Below are 13,504 nucleotides of genomic sequence, written 5' to 3'. Positions count from 1 at the left end.
AACAAAACAATGAGTTATATTATAGTAGATGTTGAATCAGACGGGCCCATACCACATCAATATTCGATGGTATGCTTTGGCGCCGTGGTGCTGGAACCAACATTAAGCAAAACCTTTTACGGCAAAACAAAGCCCATATCTACGCAATGGATACCGGAAGCATTGGCCGTAAGCGGGATATCGAGAGCCGAGCATGAAAACTTTGAAGATCCTAAAAATGTAATGGAAGATTTTGCAAAATGGTTGTCGGCTAATTCAACAAACCGGCCCATCTTTATCAGTGATAACCCGGCATTTGACTGGCAATGGATCAACTGGTATTTTCATACGTATTTGGGCAAAAATCCATTTGGGTTTTCTGCAAGGCGCATCGGCGACCTCTATTGCGGTATGAAGATGGATGCAGGATTGAATAATGAATGGAAAAAATTATTCCGCAAGACCAAACACGATCATAACCCGGTGAACGATGCATTAGGCAATGCCGAAGCATTACTGGCCATGAAAGCAATGGGTTTAAAAATTCCAACACATTAATAAACTACAAAGATATAAAGCCTTGGAGTCTTGGTGTCTTTGTGGCAAAAAAAAATCAGCGCCCTCAGCGAGATCTGCGGGCTTATAAAAAATGAGTAAATTAAAATTAACCGGGAAACAGATCCGTGCTATCGGTTACGAAGAAGGACCGGTAGTAAGCGTGGCCATGCATACCATGTGCACCCACTTTAAACATTCCACTGAAGAAGAAGCCCTGAATATTTTAAAAGATATTTTAGCAGCGCCTGAAACTTACCTGGCCGATGAAGTGCTGGGTAAGATCGCAGAAAAATTAATTGCGGTGGAAGAAGAAACTGCCATTGAAATTCCTTTGAACGAAAAAGGCGTGGCATACAATGTATTTGGCGCTGCACATATTGAAGAGGGCGCTTTAACGCAAATGCAGACCGCTGCTAAATTACCCGTAGCTGTTGCCGGAGCTTTGATGCCCGATGCACACCAGGGTTATGGATTGCCGATCGGTGGTGTGCTGGCAACAGATAATGCCATCATACCTTATGCGGTAGGCGTGGATATCGGGTGCCGTATGTGCCTGAGCATTTTTGCCATCAACCCAGATGAACTGAAAAAGAAGGAAGCATATTTTCAAAGAGAATTAGTAGCGAATACTTTGTTTGGCGCAGGGAGGGAATTTGATGGAAGCAGGGATCATCCAGTAATTAACAGAAATGAATTTACTGATATCGCCTTCTTAAAAAATCTGCAGATCAAAGCCTTAAAGCAATTGGGTTCATCCGGAAGCGGGAACCACTTTGTGGAGTTTGGAAAAGTAGAGATAACAGACGCCAACAACCCGATGGGTTTGGCAGTGGGAAATTATGTTGGCTTATTAAGCCATAGCGGAAGCCGTGGCCTGGGTGCCAACATCGCCAATCATTATACACAAATTGCGATGCAGCAAACTGTATTGCCGAAAGAAGCGAAGCACTTAGCGTGGATGAGCCTGGATACGGAAGCAGGAATGGAATACTGGTTAGCCATGAATCTTGCAGGAGATTATGCAAGCGCCTGTCATCATACCATACATGATAAAATTGCAAAAGCCATTGGAGAAAAACCATTGGCGAGGGTGGAAAACCACCACAACTTTGCATGGAAAGAAGTCCTGAGCGGAGTCGAAGGGATAGAGGGCAAAGAAGTGATCGTTCATAGAAAAGGTGCTACACCGGCAGGTAAAAATGTATTGGGAATCATACCGGGTTCTATGACTGCGCCGGGCTTTATTGTAAAAGGTAAAGGCGAAGCGGCAGCATTAAATTCTGCCAGCCATGGCGCCGGAAGAAAAATGAGCCGCAGCAAAGCACTGGCCAATATTACACATGATGCACTAAAAAAGGAATTGAAAGAACATGGTGTAAAATTAATTGGCGGAGGTTTGGATGAAGCGCCATTTGCCTATAAGGATATCAATGAAGTGATGGCCTGCCAGAACACATTGGTGGATGTATTGGGAAAATTCTACCCGGCCATTGTGCAGATGGATGGAAGTGATCCTAAAAAATTCAGGAAGCGCAGGGATGAGATAATAGGTGAGTAATGGGATTTAAATGTAATGGCCATGATAAGTTGAGGAGCTTATCATGGCCATTTTTGTTTGCTTTAGTTTCCAGGGAAATTATATACTTACTGTAATGCCACAATTGGCATACAGCGAAAAATTATTGGGTAATAATTCCAGGTAGTTGATCACCTGGTAAATATTTTTCCTGTACATGCCGCCGGCAGTTGCCTGGAAGCGGGTGCGGTAACTGATAAAATAATTCCAGGTAGCAGCAGCGTATGCCTCCCCAAACCAGTTGGTTTGATCATTGGCATCCTGGTAACCTGCTTTTGTTTGCAGGTTGAAGTTGATAGTGGTTCTAGTGTTGGGATAAATAGCATGCTCATAAAATAGATCCACACCGGCCTGTTTTAGATCCGGCGATGATTTGGATTGCATACTAATAACACCTCCTGTATAATACCGGTCCGTGTAATCGATGCCGTTATAATTTGCGTATAAAGCAACGCCGTAATTATTTTGATGCACCAGGCTGGTAGGTATATATTTATTCAGGCCTACCGAAAACAATAGTGATCCTACAGTGGATAGTACCTGGTGTTTGTCTGCATTATTGTTCTGGGTGCCTTCGCTTTTATAATCATAAATGCCGGGCGTAAAACGGATGAATTTTTCTGTGCCCGACAAACGTGGAATATTATAAGCAAAGAACAGGATATCATTAAGATTGCTGAAATAATTGATATCGGTTTTACTTACCAATCCCTTTTGCTGCAGGTAATCATCCACCGTTTGCAAAATAAACCGGGTTCTCCTCCGGCCGTCCAGCACACGGGTATTATTCGCCATGGTAATACTGCGGCCCAACCCGTTCAGTTCTTCTGCTGAAAGAGATCGGGATAAACTTTTTTCCTGCTGTAATGATTTGGCTAACCACAAAGCGTTCTGCATATCGGTCACATTTTCAAGCCTGCCGATACCAATGCCGGTGTGCAGTAATAACTGGTACTGGTGCTGGCTGTTTTTTTGCACGGTGTTGGCGGCTGTTGTATACTTGCTGCCATAAGCTTCGCCATAGCCCGTAGCACCCAGTTCGGTAAAGAATTTTTTATGGAACCATTTATTCAGTATATCCACCTGCGGCGAAAAAGAATAAGCATTGCTTTTGTCTTTACCACCTGCATCTTTAGAAGTACCGGAACTGAAATTACCTCCTACTCCTGCCGATGCAGAATAGAGAATCCTGTCGGTACTTTTAGCAGTAAAATAATTTACAGAAGCTCCGCCACTACCATAGGCAGTTTTTCGGGGGCCTGCCCCGAATTCTGTTCTGTCATACGAACTGCTTCCCCCGGCGCTGAAATTAACGGCACGGTAATTACTGTTCCTGAATTTAAAAGTTTTCAAAAGGGAATCCTGCTGGCTGAATGCAGGGACTAAAAAAGCAAATAAGAAAATGATGAGTAAGGTTTGTTTCATACGGAGTAGTTTTGTTTGTTCGAAAATAACAGGGCAAGTTTGAATGTTCTGTTAAAGCGGTATACCAGGTTGTTAATAAAAATGGAAAGATTACAGCATACGCAGTACTATTAATGATATACGAAAACCTTCTGAATTAATATTCCGGTAACATTGTCGGCTTAATTTTGTGTAAGATGAATGAAAACTTAAGGCAAAGAAAAACGGATTTTGCTAAATACCTCCACGAAGAACTGCTTAAAAAACCTCCCTACTGGTGGCAGCAAAGTACGGCAGAATTCATACTGACGAAAGATGTGGGGGATACAAAAAATGACCACTTTCATTATTCGGAAGAAACGATCATAAAATTTGATTTTAAAAGAGCGCTTAATTCAAGCGCTCTTTTTTTTGCTATCAATTTGCTGCTGATGTTTTATATCTGGTTCAAAGGGAATGCACACGATATTAATTTATGGATAATGGTTGTTGTACTGATGGGGGTAATTGCTTACCCTTTACTCCAGCGATCCAATAAAGACGTGATCATACAATTGAACAGGGAGGGCTTCTTTATAAAAACAATGGAACATGCGGTAAGCTGGGATCATCTTGCGGCTTCCTATATCAAAAAAGATAACTCAGGAGAATCTACCCGCCACTATCTTATCATGGTCTATTATGATGAACTGAAAGATGAGTTTGTAAAAACAGAACATTATGTTGATGGGCTGGATATGCCGTACGAAACGATCGCTCTCTATATTGAATACTGGAAGATCAGAACAGGAAATACTACTACGGTTGTATAAATATCATTTCCACATAGATTGCTGCAGGATACTGTCCCAGGAATTGTCATGCACAAAATATACCAGCCTTATAAAATGGTATACTGCCAAAAAAATGGCCAGGCCATAAGCCAGTTTGCGGTTGTACAGCCAGCTGGTAAAATATTCTTTTTTAGTGATGAGCTCTGTGGTCAATACAATAATGGTGAGGAAAGAAAAAATGATCACGAAAGGGCCCAGGATATGATAGCTGATACTTTTATACCAATCGCCTTCGTAAAAATATACCAGCGATTTGGTGATGCCGCAACCGGGGCAGGGAAAACCCGTCAACAGTTTGAAAGGGCAAAAAGACTGGTCCGTTTCAAGATGGTGATCGTGATTGTTGAGGAATAAAAAAAATGGTATCACCAGCGTTATTGCAGCGCCGATGATACCGTATATTTTGCGTTTGTTACGGGTATTAGTTATATAACTTGTTAATATCACCCTGAACGATCATTGCAGCAGCAATAGGAAAAAATAATCCTAATACTATTAATAATGTAGATTGATCCTTTTGCAGTTCACCGGTTCTCTGGTAAACTTTTGGCAGCGCTTCTTTACCTGCCAGGTAATAAAAATAGATGTTGATCGGCATACAGCATCCCGCAAAAATTGCAATGGGCTGAGAGATAACTTCTCTTTCTGCAACTGCGTTAAATACTTCTGCCACCTTAATGTTCCAGTAAATAAGGTATAATCCGCAGGATAAGATACCAAATACCAAAACCATGATCGGGTCTACTTTAAATACCGGGATGGGGGTTTGATTGTTGAGGTTGTCTTGTAATGGTGCTTCCATAAATAGTAAGTGTTGGTTAAGTTGATACGAATATATAATAATAATCTGAAAAACACGGCGCTGCAACGATCCGGGCAACAACCGTTTCCGCAGTTGTACTAATGATTTTGGCACTGTGTTTTTTTAAGTTATTTTTACCCTTACAAAGCAAATTGATGAAAACCACCCCCGAAAGAATAAAAGAACTTTTTTCTTCCTATTGCAAAGACCCCATTACAGTTTTTGACAAACTGCCCCAGGCAGGCAGTGAACGGCATTATTTCCGGCTGCAGACGGTCGCAAAAAATTATATCGCCACTTATGGCGCCAACATCAAGGAAAATGAGACCTTCATTTATTTTTCCAATCATTTCAAAAAGAAAGCATTATCCACACCGGAAATACTTTGTGTAAATGCCGAAAAGGATATTTATATACAGGAAGATTTTGGAGATGTTTCACTGCTGAACAGACTGGAGGAACTGGGGTATACACAACCTGTGTACGACCTGTACAAAGAAAGCCTGCATCAATTGGCGCTGTTGCAAATCAAAGGGCATGAGGGCCTGGATTATAAAAAATGCCTGACCAACAGCTCGTTTGGCAAGGAAGCCATCATGGCCGACCTGCTGTATTTTAAATATTATTTTTTAGATGCCTTACGCAGGCCTTATGATAAGCAAAAACTGATCAAGGATTTTGAAGCGCTGAGCAATTACCTTTCGCATACCGAATATAAATTCTTTATGTTCCGCGATTTTCAAAGCAGGAACATTATGGTGAAGGATGATAACAGTGTGCACTTTATCGATTACCAGGGTGGCATGAAGGGCGCACCACAATACGATGTAGCCTCCTTATTATCACAGGCAAAAGCCAGCCTGCCCGAAGAATGGAAGCACAGTCTGCTGGAAGATTATATCAATTCGTTTGAAAGCATTGTGGAAGAAACGGTGGACAGGGATGTTTTCCGCAGTCAATACAATGGCTATGTGCTGATACGCCTGCTGCAGGTGCTGGGCGCTTATGGCTTTCGCGGTTTGTTTGAACGCAAAGCACATTTTTTAACCAGCATACCACTGGCGCTGCAGAATTTAAAATCATTCATCACACATCAGAGTATCGGTATTGCAGTAACAGAGTTTAAAAAAGTACTGGAGATCTGTATCAGTGATGAAGTGGTGGCAGAATTTACGCCTGTGCAGGCCACACCCGAAACGCCGTTAGTAGTTACCATCAATAGTTTTTCTTTTATAAAAACGGGTTATCCAAAAGATGAAACAACCAACGGTGGCGGATTTGTTTTTGATATGCGGGGCATCTTAAATCCCGGCAGGTTCAATGAGTACAAGCATTTATCAGGACTGGATAAACCGGTAAAAGATTTTTTAGAACAGCAAACCAAGATGCCCGACTTTTTAAACAGTGTGTACAGCATCATCGATATTTCTGTAGAGGACTATATTAAAAGAGGTTTTGAACATTTAACAGTGAACTTTGGCTGCACCGGTGGCCAACACCGCAGTGTATACGCAGCAGAAGCACTGGCAAGGCACCTGCGCAATAAATTCAAAGTAAAAATTGTATTGAATCATAACAATAAAGAAAATTGGAAAACGGAAGCAGAATCCCCAACTTCCTAATGGGGACTACCTTAAATTCATTTCAGTAATCAGCTCGGCAAGATCATTATAAATGAAAAATGATATTCGGTATAGTGCAAAAAATAACCAGGGTGAATAATAGAAGATATGGACAAAAAAATAAAAGAAGTTGAAAATAGCAGGAACCAAAGCTCCCCTTTAGGGGCGGGGGGGCGTTGTATAATATTCTCCGCCGGATTAGGAACAAGATTTAAACCATGGACTGACTCTCATCCTAAAGCACTGGCAATAGTAAATGGTAAATCATTACTGCAACGCAATATTGAATACCTGCAGCAGTATAATATAAAAGATGTAGTGGTGAATATTCATCACTTCCCGGACCAGATCATTGCCGCCATTAAAGAAAATAACGGCTGGGGAAGTAATGTCATCATCAGTGATGAAAGCGATATGGTATTGGAAACCGGCGGCGGTCTTGTTAAAGCGAGGCATTTGCTGGAAAGTGACCAGCCATTCTTTTCGTTGAATGTAGATATACTCACCAACCTGGACCTCAATAAACTGATGGCATTTCATCAGCAACATAAACCATTGGTTACATTTGGTGTGACCAACCGCAGATCTTCAAGGGTTTTATTGTTTGATAATGATAACCGCCTGTGCGGATGGAAGAATGTGCAGACAGGCGAAACAAAAATCGCTATTGATAAACCCGGGTTGGTTGAAAAAGCCTACAGCTGCGTGGTGATATATGAGCCACAAATATTTTCACTGATAAAAGAGCAGGGCAAATTTTCTATAATGGATAGCTACCTGAGCCTGGCGGCCGAACATGTGATACTGGGCTACGACCACAGCGGCGACAAACTGGTGGATGTAGGTAAACCGGAAAGCGTGGCGATAGCAGAAAAATTATTTCAGTGACCTATGCATGAGTTTAATATACGCAAGACATGGAAAAATCAATAAACACAGTCTTTAAGTGTGCCTATTATGGCTACATGATCATTCCACTATTTCTTGTTATAGCAGGCACCTATTCTTATTTTTCTGTTTTAAATACATTGGGTGAAGTGCCGGTTTACAATACGCAATTATATAACCTGGCAAAACAAAAAGGGGTAACCATAAATATATTGCCCTATGAATATGGAAAGATATTGGTTTACCTCATCATGTTTGGTGTTTACAGTTTCCTCTTTTTTATTTTGAGTAATTACGGGCTTCATTTAGTGACCGATAAAATTGTTTTTTATAAAAAACTTGCGGTCATTCTATTGATCGAATATGTTATTTTCTTTTTTGTAAATGCTCTGGACCCCTTTGGTGGCTGGTATATGAGATTTATACTGGATTAGGGAGATCAATTTTCCGAAGGGGCAGCACCAAAATTCTTATTCTCTTTAGGCTTGCTTAATCCAAAATTATAACGCAGTGTGATCCCTAATCTCCTCGTATCATTTACACGGGAACCGCTGGCAGTTACATTACCCTGTTGCAAACTGAAATCAACATGATTGGTACGCAGCGCATCATTTACAGAAAGAATGATATTGGCTTTTTTCTTCAGTACCGATTTATTCACCGAAAGAAATAAGCCACCAAAAGTTTTCAGTTCATAAAAATTCTGCAAACCTTTTGTACGCATAAAACCCTGCATAGTGAATAGTAATGTATTGGTCGCTTTATACTCCTGGTACATAAAGAACAACCAGCTGCCACGTTGATAATTCAACGGCTGGCCCTGGTAAAAACCATCGTATTTATTCAGGTTGTATTGTGCCCCGGTATAAAAAAAGTATTTACCACCCGGCGGTATACCGGCCACCACGCGGAAATAGAATTCCTTGTTCCTGCCAAGATTATCATAGGTGCGGTAAGCAATCTTTGTAACATCATCCTGGTAAGTAACATTGCTGAAAATATCTTTTGTATCATTCACACCAAATGCAAATACAGGAAAATCCTCGAACATCACATTGAACTCGTAGTTGGTGGTAAACTGCGGCTTTAAACGGGGATTGCCAATATCAAACAAATACTGATCTACATACTTTGGGTAGGGATTCAAAACTTCATAATACGGCCGACGGATGCTGCGCCGGTAAATAGCATTGCCCACCAGTTCGGTACCGAACATTTTAAACAGCTTATGCCTTAAATAAAGATAGGGGAACAGGTCCGTGCGTTTAATAGATAAGCTGGTATCTTTTGGGATCAGCTGGTGCCCGTCAATATTGGTGGTTTCCAACCGCAGCCCCGGTTTAACGGTGAAGCCAAAAAATGTTTTAGCCACTTGTATATAAGCAGCACTGATGACCTCTTTATATTTAAAAGTATTGGTTTGATACAGGTCGGGCCTTCTGCCGGTATTGGCAGAATCATAAAAATAAGCGGCGCTGTTATTGCTCGTGCTGGCTGTTAATTTAAAGCCTGCCTCAGCAGTGAGTTTTGCCGGTAGCTTTAATGTAAGATCGGTTTGAAAAGTAACAATATTTTTATTGGTCTTACTCTCACCATCGCCCAGTATCGTTGGCTTCACTGGCTGGTAATAATAATTGTTATAATCCTGTGTATTGTTGCTGTTGAAGTGATCATAATCCAATTCCGCCGTCCATTCGCTGCCCAGCGAATCGATCTTGTATTTGGAAGCCAAACTATTGCCCACAAAAAGTGAATTGCCCTTATTGTAAATATCCGATTCGTTTTTACCAATAGTGCCCGGTACAGCCGTTTTAAAAATATCAATACCGTTGATGGCATTGCTTTTACTGTTGTTATTGCTCAACCTGATATCATACGAAGCACTGAATTTTTTAGTGAAAGCAATATCCACCCCTGCACCAATATAATTATTCACCGAAGGATAAGTGGTATACGCTTTTTGCGCCAGCAGGGTAGAGTCTGTTTTTATAGCACGGTCAGAATTCAACTCTTCAAAATTCTTTCTTTGGGTAAATTGATAACTGAAATAACTGTTGATCTTCCCCGCGCTTTTATTGATATTAACACCACCTGTAACGGTGCTGTATACACCCTGGAAATAACCCAGGTTGGCGCTGCCGCTGCTGCCCAGTTTTACGCCTTTCTTCAATACAATATTTACGATGCCGCCGCTGCTGGCTGCATCATACTTGGCAGAAGGATTACGCAGTATCTCTATCTTGCTAACACTGCCGGCAGGTAAACTTTTTAATAAGGCAGCCAGATCGGTACTGCTCAGTTTCATTTCGCGGCCATTGATAAAAATAGTGGCAGGGCTCATGCTGCTTAAATACACATTGCCATCCTGGTCCACGATGGCGCCGGGTGTTTTTTCCACCACTTCGTAAGCATTGGTGCTGCTGTTGGCCAGCACGGTTGCATCCACTACGGTCTTATCATCTTCCTGTTTTACCAATGGTTTTTTAGAGGTAACCGTTACCGCCTGCATGCTGGTGGTGCTTCTTTTTAATGTTATAAAAGTTGTAACAGGCTTGTCGGTAATATTAATGGTCTTGTATTGTGTTTCAAAGCCAATGCAGGAAGCTTTGATAAGGTATTTAGAGAACTGCGTTACCGTAAAATTGTTGCCTGCTTTTACAAATACATGCGTGGATACAAGGCTGCTGTCGGGCAAAAGATACAATTGCAGCGTGGCATTGTTCACAGAATCACTCTTTGCAGATTGCAGGAACACTTTAAGCGTAGTGGTTTTATTTTGAGCGCAGGCATGCTGCGCAGCTATCAGCACCAGCAGTGCTGAAAAAATGAACGTTTTCAATATCAGGCTTACTTTATATGATGGTAGATTGATACAACCAATTGTACGTGGTAACGGTTAACCGTACACTTAAATAAAATAATATACCAGTAACAATAAAAGGCTATTTTTTCTCGTACAGCGATTTCTGGTCCACCACTTTTACTTTATCGCCCTCTTTTAAATTTTTACTCACCATATCATAAGGCCCGGTGATCACTTCGTCGCCAACTTTTAACCCACTTGTAATTTCAATGTGGTTAATGTCCTGGATATCCGTTTTTACTTTTACTTTTTTTACTTTGCCGTCTTTGTCAATAACAAACACCACCACTTCAAGATCGTCATAAGCAGTTGCAATGGAAGAAGTATTGCTGCTGCCTGTATTGGCGGCCGTTTTTGCATTCTTTGTACTATCGGCATTTTTATCACGGGTGGTAACGGCATTGATGGGCACGCTTAACACATTCGTGTGCGTTTTGGTCTGTATATCCGCATTGGCGCTCATGCCCGGTCTAAAGGGGAAAGTGCCTTTGCCTATCAGGTCAGTATAACTTTCGGGTAATAAACGCACATACACTTTGTATTGTGTAACATCAGTGCTGCTGCTGCTTGTAACACTTTGTGTGGCAGCGCCATTATTACTGCTGGCTATCTGTGTTACAACACCTTTAAATTTACGGTCGTTATAAGCATCTACGGTTATCACAGCGCTGTCGCCCAGCTTTACCTTAGGAATATCGCTCTCGCCTACATCCACCCTTACTTCTATTTTTTCCATATCGGCAATACGCATCATTTCGGTACCCACATTAAAACTATTACCGGCTACCTTCTCGCCTTTTTTTACATTCAGTAAAGAGATAACGCCATCGGTAGGAGCGATGATCACTGTTTTATCAAGATCCTTATTGGCTTTTTGTAAATTGGCCTGAGCACTTTGCACACTTGCCTGCCCACCGCGGATGCCCTGTACCGCTGCATTGTAATTTGCTTTGGCAGATTTATAATTCGACTCCGCCACATTAAATTCATTGCGGCTGATCACTTTATCATCATACAATTGTTTTTGCATGTTGTAAGTTTTCTCTGCCTGGTCCTGTTGCGCTTTTAAAGCATCGAGTGCCGCCTGCGAATTATTTACCTGCGCCTGGCTTACTGCCACACCGCTTGCTGCCTGGTTGCGCTGTATATCATAAATATCGGCATAGATACGGGCCAGTACCTGTCCTTTTTTTACGGTATCGCCTTCCTGTACATTCAGTTCGGTGATCTCACCGCTGATATCGGGACTTACTTTTACTTCTACTTCAGGATAAATTTTGCCCGTAGCATTTACAATTTCAGTAATGGTCCTGTTCTCCGCTTTTTCGGCGGTAACTTTCGGGCCTTCATCTTTACCGAATGCGCCTGTTTTAGAAAGCGCAAATAAACCTACCAGTAAAATACCGAGGCAGATCAATATCCATTTAAGCGTTTTGCTCATAAAAAATCAATTTATAAGAGGTGGTTTTTCTCTTGTAAGCGAAATGTATAATTATAATTTAAGACCGAGGCCTTTATAAAATTCCAGCACCTTCATTTTAAAAACATAGTCAAACTGGTTAGAGGCATACTCCAGTTTCGACCGGAATAAATTGTTCTGTGCAGTGATCAGGTCAAAAGTGCCCAGCATACCCACATTGAATCTTTTAATGGCATAGTCGTAGGTCTTTTGATTGGCCTGCATCGATTTTTCACTGGCGTTAAACTTTTCCATCGCTACCACGGCTGCATTATAGGCAGCATAAATATTCTGCTTCAGGGTCTGGTCATCCTGTGATTTCTGTAACTGAAGTGTAGTAACGTTCAATTTACTCCTTTCATAATTGGTACGCAGGCTGCTGCCATTAAAAATAGGCACATTCACACTCAATCCAACAGATTGACGGAAGTTGTCATTCAGCTGTGTGCCAAAAGCGTCTGACTTCGTGGTGCCGCTTCTGGTATAGCTATAACTGGGCGCCTGTATTAAATAGTCCACGCCACCCACCGTTACTTTAGAACCATTGGGAACAAAACCGTTTAATACCGGTACATAAGCAGGATTATTGGCTGCTATATAATTACTTCCCAGGCTGCCATACAAACTAAATGTAGGATACATAGAACCCCGGGCCGAAGCGGCAAATTTTTCTGCGGCTTTTAATTTAAAATCATCATAATGCTGCAAAGGCTGGTTGGCCATTGCCAGCTGGTACACAGCAGCGGGCTGCAGATCGGCAATGGGCTCTAAAGGGATAGACGCAACCGGTGGAGTGTCTACCTCAAAAGCGGAGGCAGCATCAATGTTCATGTAAGATTTTAAGGTAAGAATGGCCTGTGTAACATTGCCCCTGGCAGTAAAGTAATTTACACTATCGGTAGCCAGTTGTGCCTCCAGCTGCGATGCATTTAATTCCGGCAATGAACCGGCAGCCACCAGCTTTTTGGTATTGGAAAGCTGTGCCTGGGTCTGCTCTACCTGTACCAATGCAATTTGCTGTTGCTGCATGGCCAGCAAAATCTGCAGGTAAGCATTGGCAGCAGTTAACGCGATATCATTCTTTGTTTTTTCTGTATTGGCTTTTGCAGCTTCCACTTCCCATTGATTGGCAACGATGGAATTTCTTTTGCTGTAAAAATTAAAGATCTGTGCACTGCTCTGCAACTGCAGGCCGGCGGATATATAAGTTTGCGTGATACGGGTAAAAGTAGTGGGGTCCTGGTTGCTACCACTGTTGAAACCGGTATTACCACTAAAAGTAAGATTGGGATACTGCGATAATTTACTTTGGTTATATACCAATCCCGAAATTTTTGCCTGCACTTCGGAGAGCTTTACCCCGATATTATTAGCCATAGCATAATCTACTATGGAACGGAGGTTCCATTTTTGGGCATTTAATTGAATACCAGTTGTTATAAACAGCAGCAGGATGGGGAATTTGTAGCGCATGCAACAAAAATATAACATCTGTTTGAGAACTGGGAATGCCTTTTTTA

At 41.7% G+C, this 13,504-nt stretch carries 12 protein-coding genes; 6 read left to right on the top strand and 6 right to left on the bottom strand.

The window, feature by feature from the left end; genetic code table 11:
• Window positions 1–9 precede the first annotated feature (9 nt).
• Window positions 10–537, top strand: coding sequence for a 3'-5' exonuclease (locus QM738_RS03705; RefSeq protein ID WP_462275337.1), 528 nt, complete (start codon window positions 10–12; stop codon window positions 535–537).
• Window positions 538–628: 91 nt separating this feature from the next.
• On the top strand, window positions 629–2,095 hold the full coding sequence (locus QM738_RS03700; protein WP_462275336.1) for an RtcB family protein: 1,467 nt from the start codon (window positions 629–631) through the stop codon (window positions 2,093–2,095).
• 78 nt (window positions 2,096–2,173) lie between these two features.
• Here the strand turns inward: QM738_RS03700 and QM738_RS03695 are convergent, their stop codons facing one another.
• Window positions 2,174–3,538 carry a hypothetical protein gene (locus tag QM738_RS03695; RefSeq protein WP_462275335.1) on the bottom strand — a complete coding sequence of 455 codons (1,365 nt, stop codon included), beginning with the start codon at window positions 3,536–3,538 and terminating at the stop codon, window positions 2,174–2,176.
• 176 nt (window positions 3,539–3,714) lie between these two features.
• On the opposite strand from QM738_RS03695, the gene QM738_RS03690 reads away from it, so the two are divergent.
• Window positions 3,715–4,329 (top strand): hypothetical protein, encoded by a 615-nt coding sequence (locus QM738_RS03690; protein ID WP_462275334.1) that lies wholly within the window; start codon window positions 3,715–3,717, stop codon window positions 4,327–4,329.
• Between the two features lie 3 nt (window positions 4,330–4,332).
• Here QM738_RS03690 and QM738_RS03685 read toward each other — a convergent pair whose 3' ends face one another.
• Complete coding sequence (locus tag QM738_RS03685; protein ID WP_462275333.1) at window positions 4,333–4,797, bottom strand: DUF2752 domain-containing protein; 465 nt, start codon at window positions 4,795–4,797, stop codon at window positions 4,333–4,335.
• A complete protein-coding gene (locus QM738_RS03680; protein ID WP_462275332.1) occupies window positions 4,772–5,266 on the bottom strand; it encodes a DUF4234 domain-containing protein in 495 nt (164 codons plus the stop codon). Before QM738_RS03680 ends, QM738_RS03685 begins: the two co-directional genes overlap by 26 nt.
• Window positions 5,267–5,307: 41 nt before the next feature.
• Between QM738_RS03680 and QM738_RS03675 the strand changes: the two genes are divergently transcribed.
• The 3 genes from QM738_RS03675 (at window position 5,308) to QM738_RS03665 (ending at window position 8,096) form a co-directional block, all read left to right on the top strand.
• Window positions 5,308–6,774 carry a RapZ C-terminal domain-containing protein gene (locus tag QM738_RS03675; protein ID WP_462275331.1) on the top strand — a complete coding sequence of 489 codons (1,467 nt, stop codon included), beginning with the start codon at window positions 5,308–5,310 and terminating at the stop codon, window positions 6,772–6,774.
• Window positions 6,775–6,882: 108 nt separating this feature from the next.
• Window positions 6,883–7,662, top strand: a complete 780-nt coding sequence (locus QM738_RS03670; RefSeq protein ID WP_462275330.1) for a sugar phosphate nucleotidyltransferase — start codon at window positions 6,883–6,885, stop codon at window positions 7,660–7,662.
• A gap of 29 nt (window positions 7,663–7,691) precedes the next feature.
• The gene (locus QM738_RS03665; RefSeq protein ID WP_462275329.1) at window positions 7,692–8,096 is read left to right on the top strand and encodes a hypothetical protein; all 405 of its coding nucleotides are present in this window, start codon (window positions 7,692–7,694) and stop codon (window positions 8,094–8,096) included.
• Between the two features lie 5 nt (window positions 8,097–8,101).
• Here the strand turns inward: QM738_RS03665 and QM738_RS03660 are convergent, their stop codons facing one another.
• The 3 genes from QM738_RS03660 to QM738_RS03650 form a co-directional block, all read right to left on the bottom strand.
• Complete coding sequence (locus QM738_RS03660) at window positions 8,102–10,501, bottom strand: TonB-dependent receptor (protein WP_462275328.1); 2,400 nt, start codon at window positions 10,499–10,501, stop codon at window positions 8,102–8,104.
• 103 nt (window positions 10,502–10,604) lie between these two features.
• Window positions 10,605–11,966, bottom strand: a complete 1,362-nt coding sequence (locus QM738_RS03655; RefSeq protein WP_462275327.1) for an efflux RND transporter periplasmic adaptor subunit — start codon at window positions 11,964–11,966, stop codon at window positions 10,605–10,607.
• Window positions 11,967–12,017: 51 nt separating this feature from the next.
• A complete protein-coding gene (locus QM738_RS03650; protein WP_462275326.1) occupies window positions 12,018–13,457 on the bottom strand; it encodes a TolC family protein in 1,440 nt (479 codons plus the stop codon).
• Window positions 13,458–13,504: the final 47 nt, after the last annotated feature.

Origin of the sequence: Ferruginibacter sp. (genome assembly GCF_049840995.1) — a bacterium.
Classification (GTDB): Bacteria; Bacteroidota; Bacteroidia; order Chitinophagales; family Chitinophagaceae; genus Ferruginibacter.
The sequence above is the reverse complement of the archived record's forward strand: the minus strand, read 5'-3'. Positions and strand labels throughout refer to the sequence as shown.